Raw genomic sequence first — 20,537 nt, 5'->3', positions numbered from 1 at the left:
CGGCGCCTGGTCGCGCGCCTAAGGCTCAGTCTCCGTCGCTGCGGTGGCGCTCGAGGCATACAACGAGCTCGCATAGTAAGTGCGGAATGAAAACCGGGTCAGCACGCCAATGGCGGAAGCGAGCGGTACCGCGACCAACAGGCCTACGAACCCGAACAAATAGCCGAAGGCGAACAGCGCGAACATCACCCAAACCGGATTCAGATGCACACGACGGCCCACCAGATTTGGCGCCAGGACGTAGTCGGCCAGCGCTTGTCCGACAATGAAAACGGCCAACACGAGCCAAATCGGCTTCCAGTCCGGAGAGAATTGAGCAATCGCGATGCACACAGATACCACCAGGCCCGAAAGCGCACCGAGATACGGGATGAAGCTGATCAAGCCGGCCACGACGCCTACCAGGATCCCGTGTTCGAGACCGATCAGTTTCAATGCCGCTGCGTAGTACACCGCGAGCACGAGGCAGAGGAAGCTCTGCCCGCGGACAAATCCGCTGATCGTCTTATCGACCTCGCGTGCAAGCATCCGAACCGTTTCACGATGTGCCGGCGGAACCCAATTGTCGACCGTCGCAATCATTTTGTCCCAATCGTAGAGCAGGTAGCAGGCAACGATCGGCGTGACGATGCCAAGCGAGACGATCGAGATCAGAGCCCGTCCCCCGGACCACAGCGACCTGAGGATGGTGTCGAACCAACTGGTAGCCATTCTCGTCAGCTCGCCGATCGAGCGTTCGGTGTGGTTCAGTCCCTCTCCGACGATCCTGCTTACCCACGGTCGGTCCGGATCGGTTGCCAACGTATGCACCCGTCGGACATAGAGCGGCAGGTGTTCGGCGAAATACCAGAGCTCACGGACGATGACGGGCACTGTCAGAACCATCGCGATGCTGATCAGCGCAACGACGAACGCGATAATGGCAAGCGTGGCCACGAGCCGGTTCACCCCCAAGCGTTCGATGCGAGAAGCCAGGGGATTGACAGATACGCAAGCGCCATGCCGGCGACGAATGGCAGCAGAACTTCGCGCAACAAGATCACGACCGCGGTGATTGCCGCGAAAGTCGCAATCCAAAACACGAGGGGCCGGGTGCGGCGGACGCCGATCGAGCCCATTGCGATTGGTCGTTTCGACAATTCGCCGGTCATGTGTTGAACACGGTCCGTTGGCGATTTCTTAAACTTGCACGTTTGGCCTACCGCTTACGTGCTTGCGATGGATCCGGATGGCAACCGGATCAGGCAGGACGTGGATATGGTCACGTAGCGCGGCATTCTCGGCCGCCTTGCAGCGCTGCCCGCACCGATAGGTCAGAGGCGCTGTCTCTCCTCCACATCAGGTCGCGCGGCCTTGGCGGCCTGCGAACAGGCCGTAGACAAAGAGTACGACGACTGCGCCCACCACGCCACCAAGGAAACCTGCAGATTCACCGGGCTGATACCATCCAACGGACTGGCCCAGGTAAGTCGCGACGAATGCGCCGACGATCCCCAAGATGGTCGTCAGAATAAAGCCCTTCGGCTCCGTCTTGTCGCCAGGCATGATGAATTTGGCAATCACTCCAACGATAAAGCCAATGATGATCGTCCAAAGGATGCTCATCTCATTGCCCCTGTGTTGAAACCGCCGATCGACAAATCTGCATTCCGGCGGCCCCCACGCCAGTTTCTTTGATACAGATCAACGGACCGACTTCATTTTCCCAGCGACCGCCTCTTCGAGGAGATCGAGCAAAGCGCGCGCGGCCGACAGCAATCTCGCGATTGCATCAAATTTTAGAGATAGATCGAAGCGACTTTTCAAGGATTTGCGTTAGGTATCGGGTCATGAGCACCCCGACCTACACACTCTGCTCGCGCGCCCTGACGCTGCGGGCTGGCGAAACCAACACGTAAATCCCTTGCCAATGCCGCGAAGCAATAGCCGCAGGCGTCCTCGTCTGCGAACGGCGGAACTTTGCCCGTGAACAGGACCGACGATGACCGTCTCTTACTTGAGCTTCCGCGTGCCCTACTCGGCCAACCGGGACTGCGTGATCGTCATCAAGCCCCAGAGGGAGGCTTATCAAGCAGTCTGCGTCGACGCAGCGACCAGGCGGACCATCGGCAGTCCATCTGTTCAGCGTGACTCCAGCGGCGCCCGGCCACAGGTCTCGCCCGCCGATGTCATCGGCCGGATCGGCAGCTATCGCCTGGCCTCCGCCGCTGTCGATCTGGAGGCGGACGAATTGGCCGACCGCAGCCGCCGGATCTCCAGCCAATTGCGCTCGCGCCGGCGTCTGTAGCGCAGGAATTTGCCGGACCGTCTTACGGCTTCCAGGAGAGCCGCATGGTGTCGGCGCGGCGGATTCCGAAATGGCCGCTGATTTTCGGCGGCACGTCCAGGCTGAGCTGCGGTATGCGGCCAGCGATTGCGCTGAGGCTTTCCTCCAATTCGGCGCGGGCGATCGCCTCGCCGATGCACCGATGCGCGCCATAGCCAAAGATCGGATGCAGCCGTGGCTGGTTGGTGCGATGAATATCGAAGATATCAGGGCGATCGTAGGTCATCTCGTCACGCATGGCCGACATGGTCGATAACGTAACAAGCCGGCCGGCCGGGATGACAGTCCCGCCAACATCGACATCCTCGCTTGTGACCCTCGCGGTCCCCCCGACGCTCGGCTCGAAGCGCATCGCCTCGGCGACCGCGCCTGAAACCAGATCCGGATCGCGACACACCTGCTCCCATTGCTCGCGATGCTGAAGCAGAAGAGCGACCTGTACTGCGATCGCGACCCTGGTGGTATCGGTGCCACCGACGATCAGTTGGAAAATCTGGTAAAGCATCTCCTCGGGAGACATTTCACCCCCTTCGGTCGCGGCAGCCAGGAACGCGGACAGGAAATCCCCTCGCGGGCTGCGGCGACGTTCATCGAGGACTTTGTCGACATACTCGCGTAGCCGCTGCCCTGCCTTTTCCACCTCGACGATTTCGTCCGGGCTCAGCCCGAGAAAGAAGACCTTGGACACCACATAGACCAGCAGCATAAACTCCGGGATGTCCTCGCGCGGGAGTCCCAAAAGATCGGCAATGATGCGGGCGGGCAGTTTGGCTGCGAACTCATCGAAGAAATTGACCTCGCCATCCCCGTACCACTCCTCGATGAGGTCCGAGGCCGCACGGCGAATGCTTGGACGCATCTCATTGATCGCGCGGGCAGCGAATAATCGTGAGAACGGCGCACGGCGGCGCCGATGGACATCGCCGTCGGCCGTCAGCATGCCATAGTCGAATGCATCGAATATCGTTCCACTGCTGAAGCCCTGCATCTCGGGAAAGCTCGTTCCGCTGGGGAGAAAGCGCGGATCCTTGCTCAGACGGTCAACATCGGAGAAGCGCAGCACGAAATATCCGCCGGTCTCGTGCAGCACCACTGGATATTCCTTGCGGTAGGTGCGGAACACACCGTGAGTATCCGCTTCAAGCTCCTCCACGGTAAGTGTCGGGATTTCGCCGCTAGCAGGTTCAATGGAAAAATTCTTGGCGCTGGTCTCTGCCCTCATCGTACAGTCTCCGCCTTTCTAACATGCCCCGGTCTACGAAAGGGGTATGTTGGTCGCGCAGAGTTTCAGCTCGATTTCGCAGGATCATTAGTCTGTTACGCTCGTAACGCGCCCGATCGGTCGCCGCGTCCCATTTCACGGAGGGCTCACCTCGAACGCGAGCAGCACGTTGCCGGGCACGCCGCTCCATTGCGCGTAGCCTGAATTGACATAGAGCATGCCGTCCACAATCACCGGACCGGGCCCGTCGATCGCGCCGCCGTGCGCCGGGACGCCGTTCACCGTCTCATAGTCGCGCGCCGTGTCGAACTCCCAGAGCAGACGCGCATCGTCGGTCGCGTAGGCGCGCAGATAGCCGCTCACGCCGCCAGAGAAGACAGCACCAGGAATGGCGCTAACCGCCGCGGAGAGGGCTGGACTGCATCGCTCGCGCTCACCACAGGAGACCGGCGCCACCTGCATGGTGACCTTGCCATCAGCCAGATTCAGCCCGAACAGACCGCCGCCGGCGTTCGGATCGAGACGCCTTGTGCCATCGCGAAGAAACCGCACGTCGGAGTTCGCGACATAGATCCGCTGCTGATCAGCCGCGGAGCCCCACTCGCTGCCGCCCAGCGGCCCTCCCTTGCCGACCCGCGTTTGCCAGATGATCTTGCCCTCGTCATCGGGATCGAAAGCGTGGACTATTCCTGACTTCTGCCCGATCACCAGCATGCGGCGCCCGTCCGGCAAGCTCACCAGGATTGGCGATTGGCCGAAATCGTGGTCCGGACCGGGATCTTCCGGACAGTTGGTCTTGTCGTACCCGTAGCAGGCGACGACATAGCTGTCCTTGGGGGTTGCCTGCCGATGCCACAACATCCGGCCGGACTTCAGGTCGAATGCGACGATGGCGTCGCTCGTATCCGCCGGCGGGTTCGAATAGGAGTTGCTTGTCGCGACGTACAGCGCCTCGCGCTTCACATCGATCGTCGGCGCGGACCACACCGAGGCGCCGGACGGACCGTAAAGCTGCACCCCCGCGGCATTCCTGGTCGTCGGACGTGGCGCTTCCGGAATCGTGTACGACTTCCAGATCGGCGCGCCGGTCGCCGCGTCCAGGGCCACCACGCTGCCGCGAAGCGTGCAGCATTCGTAAGCGGGCCGCGATCCCGTCGCTTCCTCGATGGAGGAGACCGGAACATAGAGGACGCCGGAAAACAGAGCCGGCGTTCCGGTAATCCGGGCGGCGGGATGGTCTTCCACCTTCTGCTTCCAGATCAGTGCGCCCGTTGTTGCGTTGACGGCGTAGGCATTGGCACGGATATCGCCGAAGAAAATCGCGAACTCATTCTTCCCCGGCAGCGGACCGAAGCTGATCGCGGTGCGTACTGGCGCGTCCGTCGCAAACGTCCAGAACGTGCAGCCGCTCCTGGCGTCGAGCGCGTGCACCTTGCTATCGGCGCCGCCAACAAACAGCATGCCGCCGATCACGGCGGGCTGGGCATTGGCGGTGGAGACGCCCGGAAAGCCGAACGCCCATTTCAGGCGCAACCGAGGCACCTCGTCCACCGTCAGGCCCGCCATCTCGGCGGCCTGAAACCGGCTGTTGTTGATATCAGCGCCCCAACCGGTCCATCGCGGCCGGTCGAACGCCCCGTCGAAGCCGTGGGCGGCTTCAACGCAGTGCCCCGCTGCGTCGGCCTTGGCGGCAGGAGCGCTGTCGCCAACCTGTCTCCCCGTGACGAAGGAGGCGATCGCTTTGCGCTCATCATCGGTGCGGTCCTTGACCATGGGAGCCATGCTCCCCGACGTGATGGCTCTGAGCACATGCTCGAACGCCATCGACTGCAATGCGGCGCGGTTGGGAATGCGGCTCTGCGGGTCGCCGGCATCGTGGCACTGGGCGCAGTGCTGCGCGTAAAGCTCCGCGCCACTCTGCGCGGCGGTGGCGGGAAGACAAGACCAGATCAAGAGGCCAACGGCCGCAGCGCTCGATCTCATGAGGCTCCCCCCTGGGCGCGACGATCTGAACTTATCGTCTCGGAAAGATCCGCAACCTGGGGATGATAGCGTGATCGGGACATCTCGACCAGTCAGAACCGGCGCTGGGGCCATGACCACCGGCGCATGTTGTTGGGCGAGCAGCGAGGCGAGCGGAACTCCAGGTGCAGTGAACTCGTTCAGACTGGACGCCGCGCCGCTGCCGACTGATCCTGGGTGGACGGAGCAACAATCCGGATACGCCGCGAATGACCTGAAACCACTTGCAAAGGAGGTTTGCCATGCCGACGACAGCCGAGAAAGACCACGTCTACAAGATCCTGGACCTCGTCGGATCGTCCGAGAAGAGCATCGAGGATGCGATCCAGAATGCCATTGCCCGCGCTGCCAAGACCATTCGCGAGATGAAGTGGTTCGAAGTCGTGCAGACGCGAGGCCATATCGAGAATGGCGCCGTCCGCCACTACCAGGTCACGCTGCGAGTTGGATTCACATTGGAGGAGTGAGTCCGGACATCCGGCGCGCCACATAACCGTTCTTGCGCCAAGTCAAAGATGTGAGGTAGCCCCCATGCGACAGATTCATGTTTTCGTTTGACGCTCAACGTCGTCGGGAGGCTAAGTGCAGATGGAAGAACGGTCCGGCGCCCCTTTGATCCCGCAAACCGGCGCGCCGGATACGCTTGCGCAGGTCCGCACGCTGCCCGAGCTGCTGCGTTGGCGCGTCCGGGCAACGCCTGATACGGAAGCCTACCGGCATTTCGATGCAGCGGCCGGGCGCTGGGTCAGCCATTCCTGGCGCCAGATCGATCGCGAGTTCGACCGCTGGCGGCGCGCACTCGCCGCCGAGGGGTTCGCGGCCGGCGAGCGCGTCGCCATCCTGATGCCCAATGGCATCGAGCATATCGCGATGGACTAGGCCGCATTATCGCGCGGCCTAGTGCCGGTGCCGATGCACGCGATCGATAATCCCGAAAGCATCGTTTACATCCTGAAGGATTCCGCGGCGTCGCTGCTCTTGGTCGACACCACCGACCGCTGGCGGATCCTCGCAAGCGCCGGCGCGCCGACGGATACGCTCAAGCGTGTCGTCTGCGTCGATCTGCAAGGTACCGAAAACCCGGCAATGATGGATCATCGCCTCATGGCGCTGAAATCCTGGCTGGAGCGCGGACAGGCGGCCGAGGCCGTCACAGACGACGTCGCGTTGCAGCCGGATGATCTTGCCGCGATCGTCTACACCTCCGGCACGACCGGGCGCCCCAAAGGCGTCATGCTCTCGCACGGCAACATCGTGGCGAACGTCAAGGCGATCCACGCGCGCATCGCCGCCAGCCCAAATGATGTCTTCCTGTCCTTCCTGCCGCTGTCGCATACGTTCGAGCGTACCGGCGGCTACTACTATCCGATCGCCGCCGGCGCCTGCGTCGCCTATGCGCGATCGGTGCAGCAGCTCTCCGATGATTTGAAGCAGGTGCGGCCGACCGTGCTGATCTCCGTGCCGCGGATCTATGAGCGCATCTATGCCCTGATCATGCAGCACAGCGAGGCGGCCGGCCGCTTCGAACGCGAATTGCTCGATCTTACCATTGCCGTCGGCGGACGGCGCTTTGATGCGAGGCAGCAAGGTGGCAAGCTGTCGCTGTTCGATCGGATGATCTGGCCGCTGCTCAGGCGCCTGGTCGCCGACAAGGTGCTGGCTCAGTTCGGCGGGCGGCTGCGGGTGGCCGTCAGCGGCGGCGCGGCGATCGGCGAGCGGGTGATCCGGCTGTTCCTGGCGCTCGGACTGGACATCCTGCAGGGCTATGGCATGACCGAGACCTCACCCGTTGTCTCCGTCAACACCGCTGATGACAACGATCCCCGCTCGGTCGGCCGGCCGCTCGACGGTATCGAAGTCAGCATCAGTGAGGATCAGGAGCTATTGGTGCGGGGGCCGAACGTGATGCTCGGCTATTGGCACCAGCCGGACGAGACGCGCCGGATCAAGCAAGCCGACGGATGGCTGCACACCGGCGATCAGGCCCGCATCGAAGGCGGCCGCATCAGCATCACCGGCCGCATCAAGGACATCCTGGTGACCTCGACCGGCGAGAAGATCGCTCCCGTCGATCTCGAAACCGCGATCCTAGCCGATCCCCTGTTCGAGCAGGCCATGGTGATCGGCGAGAATCGTCCTTTCCTCGCGGCGCTCGTGGTGCTGAATGCGAAGGCCTGGGAGCGGGAGAAGGCCAGGCTCGCGAGCAGCGGCGCGGACGCAGAAACCGCATTCCTCGTCAAACGGATCGCCGAGGCCGTCAAAGCCTACCCGGCCTATGCGACACCGCGCGCGGTATGGTGGACGCTGGAGCCATGGACCATTGCTGCCGGCCTGCTAACGCCGACGCTGAAGAACAAGCGCCCGGCGCTCGAGCATCGCTTCGCGGCCGAGATCGAACAAATCTACACGCGCAAGCCACAGGGTGGATCGCGTCCTGCAGCGTCCGCGCGCTCGTGAAGGACATCGTGGCGTCGGAATTCAATTGTTAATTGAGCTAAGAGACCGTAAGAGAAACTACGCTTTGCTCGAACGTTGGGACGTCCTCACAATCCTACCGGAGAACGAGCCTTGACCTTCCGCCGCCTGATTGCGCCGTTGACGGCAGCCACCATTGTTGCGTTCATTGGAGATGGTGCGCGGGCGCAGGGTACGTTTCCGGCACCGCTGCCAGGCCAGGCCGCGCCGGGCGAGCCGGTGGAGAATGGCAACGCGCCCCCGGCAAATTTCGTGAGCCCGTTCCCATTCGGCGGCGCGCCACTCGTCGCCGTAGCTCCGCAAGAGGCAATCCCCGACCAATGCAAGCAAGAATTTAGTTCGCTGCGGGCAGAAGTCGAGGAGCGAGGTCGGTTGATCAGGGCTGCCGCCGCCCGGCGCGCGTCGTCGGGCGAAGCCTGCAAGCTGATCGACAATTACAACCGGGCCGAAAGCAAGTTGATCGACTATGTCGAGTCGCGTGCGGCGAAATGCCGGTTTCCGACTGATATGGGAGATCGGCTGAAGAACGGCCACAAAACCACCGAGGCCATCCAGAAGAAGACCTGTACCGCGGAGCAGATGCAGAAGCTGCGGCCGGCTGGTCCGACCGGCGATTTCTGGCCCGAGCCCACCAAACCACTCATGTAACACGAGCGCTGTGTTCGGCGGCACAGATCGCAATATCCCGTAGGATGGGTAGAGCGAAGCGAAACCCATCAACTTCGGAGCAAGCGGCACGAATGGTGGGTTTCGCTTCGCTCTACCCACCCTACGATTCCGATTCGATCGTCAAGCAATGACTCTCACCCGCGGCTTGACTCGCCTCGACTCCTGTTGATGAAGTGCGCCACGCCACACGATCAAGACACAGACACGGCTGCGAGCAGCCCACTAAAAATGGAAACGCCTTCATGCTGATCCCGATCGCCGACGTACCGCGCTGGTATGCTGAACGCCAGCCGGCGGATACGATCGCCATTCGTCATGGACAGGATACTCTGACGTGGGAGCAACTCGAGCGCGGTGCCAATGCCCGCGCGCGGGCGTTTGCGGCCAAGGGCGTCAAGCCCGGCGACTTCGTCGCGATCGGGCTGCCCAACAGCAACGCATTCTTCGAGACCACCTTTGCGGTATGGAAGTGTGGCGCGACACCGACCTCGCTGTCCTGGCGATTGCCGCGCGGCGAAGCGGCCGCGGTGCTCGATATCCTCAAGCCCGCGCTGGTGGTGGGCGGCGAACCCGATTGGAATGCGCCGAACTCGCTGCCAATCGGCTTCGTGCCCGAAGGATTTTCCGACGAGCCGCTCGCGGCTCCCGTCTCGCGCTATTGGAAGGCGATGACGAGCGGCGGTTCGACCGGCCGGCCGAAAGTGATCCTCGATCATCTGCCCGCCGTGGTCGATACCACCATGGCGCCACCGCTCAGCATCCCGCTCGGCGCCTCGCTGCTCAATCCGGGGCCGCTGTATCACAACGCGCCATTCATCGTTTCGCATTTTGCCTTGTTCGGCGGCGGACGCCTCACCGGCCTGACCAAGTTCGACGCCGAGGAGACGCTGCGCCAGATCGAGGCCGAGCGCGTGCAATGGATCAATTTCGTGCCGACCATGATGCACCGGATCTGGTCGCTGCCGGACGAGGTACGCAACCGCTACGATCTCTCCAGCCTGCAGGTCGTTTTCCACATGGCGGCGCCGATGCCGCCATGGCTGAAGGAGAAATGGATCGAGTGGCTCGGGCCGGAGCGGATCTGGGAGCTCTATGGCGGCACCGAACGGCAGGGCTCCTGCATCATCTCCGGCGTCGAATGGCTCGCGCACAAGGGCTCGGTCGGCAAGATCGGCGAGACTGCGCGCCTGCGCATCATCGGCGAGGACGGCAATGACGTCGCTCCCGGCGAGACCGGCGAGATCTATTTCCTGCCCAATGATGGCGCCGGCACCACCTATCACTATCTCGGCGCCGAACCGAAGCGCCGCGCCGACGGCTGGGAGTCGCTTGGCGACATCGGCCGGCTGGATGAAGATGGCTATCTCTATCTCGGCGACCGGCTCGCCGACATGATCCTGCGCGGCGGCGCCAACATCTATCCGGCGGAGGTCGAGGCTGCGGTGTGTGCGCATCCCGACGTGCGCTCCTGCGTGGTGGTCGGCCTGCCCGACCCCGAATTCGGCCAGCGTATCCATGCGATCATCGAGTGCGATCCAGCCGTCAACGCGCAGGCGATCGCCGATGGCATGGGCGATTTCCTCGCCGACAGGCTGAGCCGCTACAAGCATCCGGAGAGCTTTGAAATCGTGGACGCGCAGGTGCGCGACGATTCCGGCAAGGTCCGCCGCACGCTGTTGCGCGACGAGCGCGCCGCGTGGCTGAAGGAGAATCGCCCATTCCGGATCATGCCGTCGCGCGTGCAGGCGAAGGCGGAGTGAGTGGAGCACCGTCATTCCGGGGCGCGCGTCAGCGCGAGCCCGGAATCCATTTCTCCACCTGCGCATGCGGCCTGATGGATTTCCGGGCTCGCGACTTCGTCGCGCCCCGGAATGACAGCGAATGGACTGGCTAGCCGAGCAACTCCAGCGTTCTCGGGTCGGCTTCGCCGCCATAATATTTCTTCAGCGCAGCGGGAAATTCTGGAGCGGCCGACACGGCGGCGAACAAGGTCATCGAGGAGCGGAACTTCAGATCATCGGGGCTGCCGAGAATGTCCCGGATGGTCTTGCCTTCGACCGCGTTGACCAGACGCGTGCACTCCAGGAGCCGCGGCCCCAGGATATCATGCTGGAGATAGGCGATCGCCTCGTCGCGGGAAGCGATCGCAAAACGCTGCGCCATCGCGCTGAACCCGAGGCCGGCAAGCTGTGGGAAGATGAACCACATCCAGTGGCTTTGCTTGCGGCCGCAGCTGAGCTCCGCCACAACCTGCCGGTAAACCGGTGCCTGTGCATCGACAAAGCGCGCAAGATCAAAGCGGTCGCTCATAAACTCCTCCCTGATGGGCCGACAAGCTCGGCGAGACGATCGAGCAGCGGCCGCTGGCCTTCGAGGATCTTCGCATGCGCGGCCGCGAGATCGAACCATTCGGCGCGGTCGATCTCAGGGAATGCCTGCATCTTCCCGCTTCTCGGTGGCCACTCGATCTCGAACATATTACTCCTGATAGCATGCACATCGAGATCGCCTTCGACGGCGAAGGCGATCACGCGCTTTCCGGCATGCTGGCGGATCTCGCCCAGCGGCTCAAACGGCTGATCAAGGACGACGCCGGTCTCCTCGGCAAATTCACGACGCGCCACGGCGATTGCATCCTCTTCCCCGTCCATCTCGCCCTTCGGGATCGACCACGCGCCCTCGTCCTTGCGGCGCCAGTAAGGCCCGCCGGGATGCACGAGCAGAACTTCCAGCCGCGCCCCCGAACGGCGATACATCAGGATGCCCGCACTTGCGGGCGCGCGACGTGCCGCCGTCAACGATCTTTGCTCCCACGATGCATTTTCGGCTCCGTCGGCCAGGACCGGATTGGTCGGCATGTATGCGACGTTTCGCGTCGGCTCAAGAAGCTACATGCGAGGTTCGCAGCGAAACACCTTAAGGTAGAATCTATCCCACTGATCCAACCTTGTGAGGTCTCCCATGTCTTTCCGCGATGATAACAGGGAATACGAAAAGTGGCTGGCCACGCGGTGCAATATCGTCAAGAGCGACGTCGACTACAAGCATGAGCGAATGAAGGAGAGCACCTTCATCTTCCTGCGCGCGACCTATTTCCGCTGGGCGAGGAAGATCAGCGACTGGTGTCCGGAGTTGATGGACGCGCCCAAGGTGCTCGCGGTCGGCGATCTGCATCTGGAAAATTTCGGAACCTGGCGCGACGCCGACGGCCGCCTGGTCTGGGGCGTCAACGATTTCGACGAAGCCGCCGAGATGCCCTATGTGCTCGATCTCGTCCGCCTGGCAACCAGCATCCAGCTCGCGCCGCGTTCGGCTGTCGACGATGAAGATGCCGCCAGCACCCTGTTGAAGGGATATCGCGAGGGTCTGGAACGCCCGCGACCGGCGCTGTTGTTCGAGAACCGAACCTGGCTCAGGCCCCACGCCGAGCCGGACGACCGAGAAACGAAGGAATTCTGGGAGGACATCGAAAAATATCGCAAGCCCCGCCCGCGACAGAAGGAAGTCGAGAAGGTGCTGGAGGCAAGCCTGCCAAAGGACGCTAGCCACATCCGGTTATGCCAGGTTTTCAAGAAGGGCGGCGGCAGCCTGGGGCGGCCGCGTTACGCCGTGATCGCGAAATGGCGTGAAGGCCTGGTCGTTCGCGAGGCAAAGGCGCTGGTGCCGTCGGCGTGGACCTGGGCTCACAACCCGACAGGACACGGAAAATCGAACTTCCTCAAATCGGCCAACGGCAGGTACCGTTCGCCGGATCCCTTTCTGACCGTACACAACAAGTTCATCTTCCGCCGCATCTCCGCCGATTCCAAGAAAATCGAACTCGGGAAGAGCGCCGGGAGAAAGCTGCACCTGAAGCTGCTTCACGCCATGGCATTCGATGTTGCGTCCATCCACGCCGCCAGCCCGGCCGGACGCCAGGCCATCGAAGCCGACTTGAAAGGGCGCCCACGCGGCTGGCTGCAAGCAGCGGCAACCGTCGCGAACGGGAAGGTTCGGCGCGACTATCGGCAATGGCGGGGCTGACGCATTTGTAGTCGTTCCAAACGATGAAGCCCGCTCGCGCTGGGCTCATTTCGTTGTTATATTGCCTCCGGGACGATCGACCGGACATTGAATATTGGGTGCGGCGTTAGTCGAAGGAAACGCGATTCTTACGGAGATCCTTCATGTCTTCCTTGACCGAATGGAAAGTGCCACCGGCGCACCAGCCCAGTTCCGGCAATTACAAATTCGATCTCGACCGCACGCTTACCGCCGTGGTGGGACTGCACTCCATCATCCCGTCCGATGCGTTCAGCGCGGAGACGCTGGGCACTGAGCGCGCCGGCAACGGTGTCCTGATCGACGACGGGCTGGTGCTGACGATCGGCTATCTCATCACTGAAGCGGAAACCGTGTGGCTGCATCTCGGCGACGGTCGTGTGATCGAGGGCCATCCGCTCGGCTTCGATTTCGAATCCGGCTTCGGCTTGGTGCAGGCGCTGGGACGGCCGGGCATCGAGCCAATGCCGATCGGCTCCTCCGCCGCGACGAAGGTCGGCGACAATGTCGTGGTCGGTGGCGCCGGCGGCCGCACCCGCTCGCTGGCGAGCCAGATCGTGGCGAAGCAGGAATTCGCAGGTTATTGGGAATATCTGCTCGATGAAGCGATGTTCACCTATCCCGCGCATCCGAATTGGGGCGGCACCGCGCTGATCTCCGGCAAAGGCGAATTGATCGGCATCGGCTCGCTGCAGCTCGAACGCGAGCGCAACGCCCGCGCCGAGCATGTCAACATGATGGTGCCGATCGACCTCTTGATGCCGGTGTTCGACGATCTGCGCAAATATGGCCGCGTCAACCGGCCATCGCGGCCCTGGCTCGGCATGTACACGACCGAGATCGACAACCGCATTGTCGTGGTCGGCATCGCCGGCAAGGGGCCGGCGGCGCGCGCCGAGCTGAAGACCGGCGACGTCATTCTCGCCGTCGATGGCGAAAAGGTGATGAGCCAGGCGAGCTTCTATCGCAAGCTCTGGTCGCTCGGCACCGCCGGCGTCGACGTGCCGCTCACCGTCTATCACGAAGGCGTCACCTTCGACGTCACGCTGGCCTCGATCGATCGCACGAAACTGTTGAAGGGGCCGCGGCTGCATTGAGCACCGGGAGCGTCGCAATGAGCGAGGCCGTGGTGGACGACATCGTGGCCGTGCTGCCGCCGCTGTTGCAGACGCTCGAATCGCTCGGCTCATCGCGCGCCATTTGCACCCGCCGGAGTTCGGCCATGTGGTGCAGATCGCGGGCGAGCCGGACGAAGCGCTGCGTGCGGTGCGCCCGCGGCTCGCCGACTGGCCGGAGCAATTTGCCGCGATCAGCGCGCAGCTCGAAGCCGCAAGCGATGCGGCGCTTGCCGCCTGGCAAGGCTTGCGCGCGGTACAGGACGGCAATGGCGATCTGGTGAGCGTGTTCCGCGCGCTGCGCTACACGCCGCGCGCGCTGGAGGCGCTCTATCCGCTGGCCGCGCGATTACCGCCGGTGAACGAGTTCTTCACCGAACCCGCCTTGCGCGGGGATGCCGAACTGCTGGCGCGGCTGGCCGAGCCCGCCGGTGAAACCACCGGCATCCTGCACGACAGCAACGAGCCCGGCAGCCGCGGCGGCTTTTCGCTCTACGTGCCGGAATATTACACACCCGAGCGCGCCTGGCCGCTGGTGATGGCGCTGCACGGCGGCAGCGGCAATGGCCGCGGCTTCTTGTGGAGCTGGCTGCGCGATGCCCGCAGCCGCGGCGCCATCCTGGTCTCGCCGACCGCGCGCGGAAGCACCTGGGCCTTGATGGGCGACGATATCGACACGCCGAATTTGGTCCGCATTCTCGATTTCGTGCGGGCGCGCTGGACTATCGACGAGAAGCGAATGCTGATGACGGGAATGAGCGACGGCGGCACGTTCTGCTATGTTTCAGGCTTGGACGGCGCCTCGCCCTTCACCCATCTTGCGCCTGTCGCCGCGACCTTCCATCCGTTGATGGCGCAGATGGCGGATGCGGATCGGTTGCGCGGCCTGCCGATCCATATCGTGCATGGAAAGCTCGACTGGATGTTCCCGGTACAGGTCGCGCGCCAGACACAGCAAGCGCTGAGCGCAGCCGGCGCTGCCGTCACCTATCGCGAGCTCGACGATCTCAGCCACACCTATCCGCGCGAGATGAACGCGGTGATCCTGGAATGGCTGAACGAAGTGCCGTAGCCCGGCGAAGCGCCAGCGCAGCCCGTGACCATCAGCTACGCTGGCGCATGTGTGCTCATCGAGGTCGGGGCTTCAGACCAGACCGCCATTGGCGCGCAGCGTCTGGCCGTTGATCCAGGAGCCGTCGGGACCGGCGAGGAACGACACCACCGAGGCGATGTCCTCGGGTGCGGCGAGCCGCTCCAGCGGAACCATCTTGGCAAAGCGGTCGATCAGTTCGGGCGACTTGCCGTTCAGGAACAGATCGGTCGCGGTCGGGCCCGGTGCGACCGCGTTCACCGTGATCGCGCGTCCGCGCAATTCCTTGGACAGGATCGCGGTCAGGGTCTCGATCGCCGCCTTGGTTGCGGTGTAGACCCCGTAGGTCTCGAGCTTGGTGCCGACGACGCTGGTCGAGAAATTGATGATACGCCCGCCATCACGCAGCCGGCGCGCGGCCTCACGCATCGCGTTGAAACTGCCCTTTAGGTTGACCGCGATGTGCTGGTCGAACAGTGCGTCATCGCTCTCGGCGATCCTGGCGAGCTTCATGATGCCGGCATTGTTGACGAGCACGTCGACGCCGCCGAAGGCAGCCTCCGCCGCATCGAACGTGCCGCGCACCGCGTTGGGATCGCTGACGTCAGCCTTGGCCGTGAGCGCCCGGCCGCCGGCCGCCTCGATCCGGCTCGCTACCGCCTCGGCGGATTTGGCGTTGCCGGCGTAATTGATCACGACGGTGAAGCCGTCCCTGGCGAGGCGTTCGGCCACCGCGGCGCCAATCCCACGCGACGCGCCGGTCACCAAGGCTACTTTGTTGGTTTCGTCCGACATTTTCGTTCTCCTGCAAGTTGGCGGCTTGGCCGCTGGCTGATGGGAGTAACGTAATCACTTCCTTTGTCCGAATAATCATGCATTATCTGGAAACACTGTTCGGAATATGCGGATAATCGCATGGACCGGTTCGATGCGATGCGGGTGTTCACCCGCGTGGTGGAGCGGCGCAGCTTTTCGTTGGCGGCGGAGGATCTCGGGCTGCCGCGCTCGACGGTGACGGACGCCGTCAAGTCACTGGAGGCGCGGCTCGGCGTGCGGCTGATCGAACGCACGACACGGCATGTCCGCCCGACCCTCGATGGCGAAGCGTATTATCGCCGCTGCCTGTCGCTGATCGCCGACCTCGAGGATGCCGAAGGTGCATTCGGCGGCGGCAAGCCGAAGGGGCTGTTGCGGCTGGAAGTGCAGGGCACGCTGGCGCGTCACTTCTTGTTGCCGAACCTGCCGGGCTTCTTCGCGGAATATCCCGACATCGAGATCAATATGAGCGAGAGCGACCGCTGGATCGACCTGATCGAGGAAGGCGTCGATTGCGTGTTGCGCTTCGGCCATCTGCCCGACAGCGACATGATCGCAAGGCAGGTGGTGATGCTGGAGCGCCTCACCTGCGCGGCGCCTCGTTATTTCGAGCGCTTCGGCACGCCGTCTGGTCCCGATGTGCTCGAAGGCCACCGCATGATCGGGATACGCTCGCTGACAACGGGACGGCTGCGGCCGATGGAGTTTGTGGTCGACGGCGCAGTTCGCGAAGTGATGCTGCCGGCGATCATGTCGGTGACGGGACCGGAGAGCTACCTCGCTACCGCGCGGCTCGGCCTTGGCCTGGTCCAGGTGCCGCGCTTCCACGCCGAAGCCGATCTCGGGCGCGGGGCCCTCGTTGAGGTGCTCACGGAATGTCCGCCGCCCTCGGTCCCGGTATCCCTGCTCTACCCACGCAATCGCCAGCTCTCGCCGCGCGTGCGCGTGTTCATCGATTACGTGATGCACGCCTTCGGGCGGGCGTGAGTGCGGTTCCGGCCCGACCCGGAACCATCCGCCGGCCATCCCCGTTATCTGCGGTCACCGGAGGTTTCGTCATGCGAACGTTTTTCGGAATGATCTTGGGTGCGCTGCTGCTGATTGCGGGCGTTTATCTCTATGATTCGATGCGAACGTCGAGCGTCGCGGGCGGCCAACTCGCGCAGAACGGCCGTACCATCGTCAACTGGGACGTTGCCGCCGATGACCTGAAGGCGCTGAAGGCTCGCGCCCATGAGGATTGGCAGAGGATTTCGTCGCGCTAGCGAGCACGACGGTCACTAGCGGCTCATGTTCGCCTTGCGCGCATCGGCAATGGCCTGCACGAACTGCTCCTTGGTCAGGATGCCGGGCACGCGGAATTTACCGACGATGAAGGACGGCGTGCCCTGAAAACCAAACGCCTCGGCCTGCGCGTTGTTGCGCGTAAGAATGGCATCGATTGATGTGGCATTGGCCGCAAGATCGCGCTTCAAGCGATCCATATCGATGCTCGCACCTGCGAGCACCTCCTGTATCCGCGGCTCGGTCAGCTTCGTGGTGAGGCCCATCATCGCCTCATGCGCGGCCTGAAACTTGTCCTGATACTTCGCCGCCAACGCCATGCGCGATGCAACCTTCGACACGTCGCCCAGGATCGGCCAGTCCTTCCACACAAGGCGCACCTTGCCATCGTCCTGCGCAATTTGCTGCAGTTCAGGTGCGATCTTGCGGCAATAGGGACATTGATAGTCGAACCACTCGACGATGCTGATGTCGCCCTTGGCGTTGCCGGCGACAGGGATCTCCGGATCGCGCAGCACGGCCGCTTCGGTCAACACCTTCTCTTCGTCCTGCGCGGCGGCAGCGCGGCTGAGCAGCGTAACGCCGACAGCCATCACGCCGAGCGCGGCGCGGCGCGTGGGTTCCGGATTGATCCCGGCACGATCGGTCGATGGGCTCATGTCAAATCTCGCGGCTGCCTGCGCTGTCTACGCTCGGCGGGCCGAGATGTCACGCCGCTTTGCCGAGCCCGCACAGCCCATCGCAATGTCGGCCGAAACACGGCACCATGAAGGCTGGTGCGGCCAGTGTCGTACTCCGGCCGCGCCAACCGCTTCGAGGTCAAGCAGCGCCCTTCAACCGCTTGGTGCATTCGCTGTAGTAGCCGCCGCCCTTCTGGATCCACTTCAGGCCGCCATTGGCATTGCTGGCCTTGTTGGCATTGTACTGGTCGACGCAAGTGTGCATGCGGGCCTTGCCCTCGGTCTCCTTGGCGTATTTCGGATCGACCGCGTTCGGGAATACCGCCGGTCCTGCCGGCGACGTGGGCGCTGCGGCTGGAGCGGCTTCCTTCTTGGCCTCCTTGGCGGCCGGGGCCGGCGCGGGCGCGGCGGCTGTCGGTGCAGCGGGCGCGGCAGCGGCTGGCGTTGCGTTTGCGCCGCACTCGGCCTTGCGGAAGTCGTTCCACTTCTGGCCGCCCAGTGTCCCGGCTGCCTTGGCTGCCTGGTACTTGGCGCTGCATTCCTGCGCGGTGAGGGCCTGCGCCGGCGCCGACATCACGAATGCGGCCAGACCCGAGGCGGCCATCGCACAAAGCAGTTTGGCTTGAATTGTCATGGTTGTTCTCCCTTTCCGTCAAACCTCAGCGCGTTGACGAGGGCCGCATCCTAACGCAACCGGAACTTGCGACAACGCATTGGCGAACCGCCCGCTCAAAATATTGTGGCGCCCGATACGCGCGATATTCATCGGCGGTTCAGCATCGGGCGACGACGGTTTCGCGTCCACTCATTCGAGGTGCGCCCCATGCCGAAGTTTTCCTCCCTCGCCACCACAACCGCCCTCGCCGCGTTCCTGCTGACGAGCACCGCCTTTGCGCAAACCACCACGCCCGCACCGAAGGACACGGCCAAGACCGAGACCAAGGCGGCGCCGACGCCGGAAGAGAAGAAGGCGCGCAGCGCCGCCTCGCTGGACTGCTCCAAGCAGGCGGATGCGAAGAGCCTGCACGGCAAGGAGCGCAAGAAATTCCGCCGGGAGTGCCTGAAGGAAGCCGCCGACAAAAGCGCGGGCACGAAGTAAGGGTGTCACCCCGCCCTCCCGAACACGGGGATGGCGAGCAGCGACGCTCTAAAAATCCGGCGCATTGCTGCAATCGCGAGATGCATTTGTCGCGGGCCTGCGGATTTGGCATAACGCCAGCGTGAACCAGCTTCCCGCATCGATGGCGCTTGCCATTCCCAGCCGCGCGAACATCCTCAATACGACCGAGACGCTCGTCATCGGCGCCGCGGGCGGCCTGCTGTTTTTGTGGGCTAACCTGCCGGGCGGGCTGATTTCCGGCGCGATGATCGCGGTCGGCATCGCCGCACTCGCCGGCCGGCCGCTCACCGTGCCGCCGGTGGTGACCCAGACCGTGCTGATTCTGCTCGGCATCTCGCTGGGCTCCCTGGTATCGCGGCAACTGATCCAGCATGTGAGCGCCTATCCGCTCACCATCGCGCTGCTCTCGCTCGCCACCGTCTGCTCGATCTTCGGCAGCAGCTTCTATCTGCAGCGCGTACATGGCTGGGACCAGACCTCGGCTTTCCTCGCCGGCAGCCCCGGCGCGCTGTCGCAAATCACGATGCTCGCGATCGAGAAAGGCGCCGATGTCGCCGCGATCGCCGTGGTGCAGACCATGCGCGTGATCATCCTGACCGCCGCTTTACCACTGATGCTGGCGGTGCTCGGCATAGCACCGGCGGCGCCGCCGACGATTGCCTCCGCCAGCGCCTCGCCGATCGAGCTCGTGGCGCTGATCGCAGCCTCCATCGGAGCGGCGCTCGTGCTGCGCCGGGCGAAATTTCCGGCAAGCTGGATGTTCGGCGCGATGCTCGCGTCCAGCCTGTTGCACGGCGTCGGCGCGATCGAGGGCGGCTTGCCGCCGTGGGTGCGCGGCGTCGCGCTGGTCGGCATCGGCGCCCTGATCGGCTCGCGTTTTGCACGGATGAAGCTCTCGACCCTGCGCAGCCACATCAATGCCGGGCTGGGCTCGTTCGCGGTCGCGATCGTGATCTCCGCGATCTTCGTTGCCGCGATCACGCTGACGACGCAGGTCCATCTCTCCGACGTCGTCGTCGCCTTTGCCCCCGGTGCGATGGACGCCATGCTGGCGCTGGCGCTGACGCTGCATATCGACCCGATCTTCGTCGGCGCGCACCACCTCTCGCGCTTCGTGTTCGTGACGCTGGCGACGCCCGGCATCGTGCACCTGTTCGGCCGCCCGCAGGAGGATGTGGACGATTAGTGAAGCCGTTCCGCGTGTGACCTCGTCACCCCCGGTGTCGTCCCCGCGAAAGCGGGGACCCATAACCACAAGGAGGCGTTGTGGCGCGAAACAAGTGGTGATAGCGGAGCAGATCACAAAGGCCTGTGGTTATGGGTCCTGGCCTTCGCCAGGACGACACGGGGTGGGTTCTGATTCAACTGTCAAACAGCTTTCTGCTGTCATCGTCCGCCACCGGGTCGGCCGAACGGCCGCCCGATGACAGGCTCCGGCGGACGATCCAGTATTCCAGAGGCAGCAGTGTTTGAGCCGAGAAGCCGCCGGTTACTGGATGCCCGCCTTCGCGGGCATGACGGTGGAGTATGGTGAGGGATGTGAGTTCGCGTTCTCGCGGCGAGTCACGCCCGAGCTTTGCGTTCATTCCACCCTCTCATTGAACAGAGGGCGCAGGGAAAGCCGGGTGCCGGTTGCACCCATGGGTCCCGTGCAACAAAAAGCACGGGGGTAGGACC

Annotated in this window: 21 protein-coding genes and 2 pseudogenes; 12 read left to right on the top strand and 11 right to left on the bottom strand. The window is 63.5% G+C overall.

The window, feature by feature from the left end:
• Nucleotides 1–18 precede the first annotated feature (18 nt).
• The 3 genes from ACZXDY_RS27260 to ACZXDY_RS27250 all read right to left on the bottom strand — a co-directional run bounded on the left by ACZXDY_RS27260 (nucleotide 19) and on the right by ACZXDY_RS27250 (nucleotide 1,605).
• Nucleotides 19–936 carry an AI-2E family transporter gene (locus ACZXDY_RS27260; RefSeq protein ID WP_464347630.1) on the bottom strand — a complete coding sequence of 306 codons (918 nt, stop codon included), beginning with the start codon at nucleotides 934–936 and terminating at the stop codon, nucleotides 19–21.
• 8 nt (nucleotides 937–944) lie between these two features.
• Nucleotides 945–1,118 (bottom strand): hypothetical protein, encoded by a 174-nt coding sequence (locus tag ACZXDY_RS27255; RefSeq protein WP_464347629.1) that lies wholly within the window; start codon nucleotides 1,116–1,118, stop codon nucleotides 945–947.
• A 220-nt stretch (nucleotides 1,119–1,338) separates the two neighbouring features.
• Entirely contained in the window at nucleotides 1,339–1,605 is a 267-nt protein-coding gene (locus tag ACZXDY_RS27250; protein WP_028164462.1) for a GlsB/YeaQ/YmgE family stress response membrane protein, read from the bottom strand.
• Nucleotides 1,606–1,981: 376 nt separating this feature from the next.
• On the opposite strand from ACZXDY_RS27250, the gene ACZXDY_RS27245 reads away from it, so the two are divergent.
• The gene (locus ACZXDY_RS27245; RefSeq protein ID WP_028164461.1) at nucleotides 1,982–2,287 is read left to right on the top strand and encodes a hypothetical protein; all 306 of its coding nucleotides are present in this window, start codon (nucleotides 1,982–1,984) and stop codon (nucleotides 2,285–2,287) included.
• Nucleotides 2,288–2,309: 22 nt separating this feature from the next.
• Here the strand turns inward: ACZXDY_RS27245 and ACZXDY_RS27240 are convergent, their stop codons facing one another.
• A complete protein-coding gene (locus ACZXDY_RS27240) occupies nucleotides 2,310–3,419 on the bottom strand; it encodes a cytochrome P450 (RefSeq protein WP_464347628.1) in 1,110 nt (369 codons plus the stop codon).
• 264 nt (nucleotides 3,420–3,683) lie between these two features.
• Nucleotides 3,684–5,531 carry an outer membrane protein assembly factor BamB family protein gene (locus ACZXDY_RS27235; RefSeq protein ID WP_464347627.1) on the bottom strand — a complete coding sequence of 616 codons (1,848 nt, stop codon included), beginning with the start codon at nucleotides 5,529–5,531 and terminating at the stop codon, nucleotides 3,684–3,686.
• A gap of 281 nt (nucleotides 5,532–5,812) precedes the next feature.
• Between ACZXDY_RS27235 and ACZXDY_RS27230 the strand changes: the two genes are divergently transcribed.
• The 4 genes and pseudogenes from ACZXDY_RS27230 (at nucleotide 5,813) to ACZXDY_RS27215 (ending at nucleotide 10,474) form a co-directional block, all read left to right on the top strand.
• Entirely contained in the window at nucleotides 5,813–6,037 is a 225-nt protein-coding gene (locus tag ACZXDY_RS27230; RefSeq protein ID WP_028164458.1) for a dodecin, read from the top strand.
• Between the two features lie 121 nt (nucleotides 6,038–6,158).
• Nucleotides 6,159–8,027, top strand: a pseudogene (locus tag ACZXDY_RS27225) (AMP-dependent synthetase/ligase).
• 111 nt (nucleotides 8,028–8,138) lie between these two features.
• Complete coding sequence (locus ACZXDY_RS27220; RefSeq protein ID WP_464347626.1) at nucleotides 8,139–8,693, top strand: hypothetical protein; 555 nt, start codon at nucleotides 8,139–8,141, stop codon at nucleotides 8,691–8,693.
• Between the two features lie 263 nt (nucleotides 8,694–8,956).
• Nucleotides 8,957–10,474, top strand: coding sequence for an AMP-binding protein (locus ACZXDY_RS27215; RefSeq protein ID WP_464347625.1), 1,518 nt, complete (start codon nucleotides 8,957–8,959; stop codon nucleotides 10,472–10,474).
• A gap of 130 nt (nucleotides 10,475–10,604) precedes the next feature.
• Here the strand turns inward: ACZXDY_RS27215 and ACZXDY_RS27210 are convergent, their stop codons facing one another.
• Both ACZXDY_RS27210 and ACZXDY_RS27205 read right to left on the bottom strand, forming a co-directional pair.
• Nucleotides 10,605–11,024 carry a DUF1810 domain-containing protein gene (locus ACZXDY_RS27210; RefSeq protein ID WP_464347624.1) on the bottom strand — a complete coding sequence of 140 codons (420 nt, stop codon included), beginning with the start codon at nucleotides 11,022–11,024 and terminating at the stop codon, nucleotides 10,605–10,607.
• Nucleotides 11,021–11,512: an NUDIX hydrolase gene (locus ACZXDY_RS27205; RefSeq protein ID WP_464347623.1), complete on the bottom strand. Its 492-nt coding sequence runs from the start codon at nucleotides 11,510–11,512 to the stop codon at nucleotides 11,021–11,023. Before ACZXDY_RS27205 ends, ACZXDY_RS27210 begins: the two co-directional genes overlap by 4 nt.
• A gap of 163 nt (nucleotides 11,513–11,675) precedes the next feature.
• Between ACZXDY_RS27205 and ACZXDY_RS27200 the strand changes: the two genes are divergently transcribed.
• The 3 genes and pseudogenes from ACZXDY_RS27200 (at nucleotide 11,676) to ACZXDY_RS27190 (ending at nucleotide 14,942) form a co-directional block, all read left to right on the top strand.
• A complete protein-coding gene (locus ACZXDY_RS27200; RefSeq protein WP_464347622.1) occupies nucleotides 11,676–12,737 on the top strand; it encodes a DUF2252 family protein in 1,062 nt (353 codons plus the stop codon).
• 143 nt (nucleotides 12,738–12,880) lie between these two features.
• Complete coding sequence (locus ACZXDY_RS27195; RefSeq protein WP_028164452.1) at nucleotides 12,881–13,852, top strand: S1C family serine protease; 972 nt, start codon at nucleotides 12,881–12,883, stop codon at nucleotides 13,850–13,852.
• A gap of 17 nt (nucleotides 13,853–13,869) precedes the next feature.
• Nucleotides 13,870–14,942: pseudogene (locus tag ACZXDY_RS27190) on the top strand (carboxylesterase family protein).
• A gap of 72 nt (nucleotides 14,943–15,014) precedes the next feature.
• Here the strand turns inward: ACZXDY_RS27190 and ACZXDY_RS27185 are convergent.
• A complete protein-coding gene (locus tag ACZXDY_RS27185; RefSeq protein WP_464347621.1) occupies nucleotides 15,015–15,755 on the bottom strand; it encodes an SDR family oxidoreductase in 741 nt (246 codons plus the stop codon).
• Nucleotides 15,756–15,875: 120 nt separating this feature from the next.
• On the opposite strand from ACZXDY_RS27185, the gene ACZXDY_RS27180 reads away from it, so the two are divergent.
• A complete protein-coding gene (locus ACZXDY_RS27180) occupies nucleotides 15,876–16,763 on the top strand; it encodes a LysR family transcriptional regulator (protein WP_464347620.1) in 888 nt (295 codons plus the stop codon).
• A gap of 71 nt (nucleotides 16,764–16,834) precedes the next feature.
• A complete protein-coding gene (locus ACZXDY_RS27175; RefSeq protein ID WP_464347619.1) occupies nucleotides 16,835–17,041 on the top strand; it encodes a hypothetical protein in 207 nt (68 codons plus the stop codon).
• A 15-nt stretch (nucleotides 17,042–17,056) separates the two neighbouring features.
• On the opposite strand, the gene ACZXDY_RS27170 is transcribed toward ACZXDY_RS27175, so the two are convergent.
• Both ACZXDY_RS27170 and ACZXDY_RS27165 read right to left on the bottom strand, forming a co-directional pair.
• Nucleotides 17,057–17,719 (bottom strand): DsbA family protein, encoded by a 663-nt coding sequence (locus ACZXDY_RS27170; RefSeq protein ID WP_464347618.1) that lies wholly within the window; start codon nucleotides 17,717–17,719, stop codon nucleotides 17,057–17,059.
• Between the two features lie 160 nt (nucleotides 17,720–17,879).
• Nucleotides 17,880–18,374 carry a hypothetical protein gene (locus ACZXDY_RS27165; RefSeq protein WP_464347617.1) on the bottom strand — a complete coding sequence of 165 codons (495 nt, stop codon included), beginning with the start codon at nucleotides 18,372–18,374 and terminating at the stop codon, nucleotides 17,880–17,882.
• A gap of 189 nt (nucleotides 18,375–18,563) precedes the next feature.
• Here ACZXDY_RS27165 and ACZXDY_RS27160 point away from each other — a divergent pair, with 189 nt between their 5' ends.
• Nucleotides 18,564–18,839, top strand: a complete 276-nt coding sequence (locus tag ACZXDY_RS27160; RefSeq protein ID WP_464347616.1) for a PsiF family protein — start codon at nucleotides 18,564–18,566, stop codon at nucleotides 18,837–18,839.
• A gap of 142 nt (nucleotides 18,840–18,981) precedes the next feature.
• Nucleotides 18,982–20,046 carry an AbrB family transcriptional regulator gene (locus tag ACZXDY_RS27155; RefSeq protein WP_464347656.1) on the top strand — a complete coding sequence of 355 codons (1,065 nt, stop codon included), beginning with the start codon at nucleotides 18,982–18,984 and terminating at the stop codon, nucleotides 20,044–20,046.
• Between the two features lie 175 nt (nucleotides 20,047–20,221).
• On the opposite strand, the gene ACZXDY_RS27150 is transcribed toward ACZXDY_RS27155, so the two are convergent.
• Nucleotides 20,222–20,446 (bottom strand): hypothetical protein, encoded by a 225-nt coding sequence (locus ACZXDY_RS27150; protein WP_464347615.1) that lies wholly within the window; start codon nucleotides 20,444–20,446, stop codon nucleotides 20,222–20,224.
• Between the last annotated feature and the right edge of the window lie 91 nt (nucleotides 20,447–20,537).

The organism is Bradyrhizobium sp. LeoB3 (assembly GCF_055456055.1).
The sequence above is the reverse complement of the archived record's forward strand: the minus strand, read 5'-3'. Positions and strand labels throughout refer to the sequence as shown.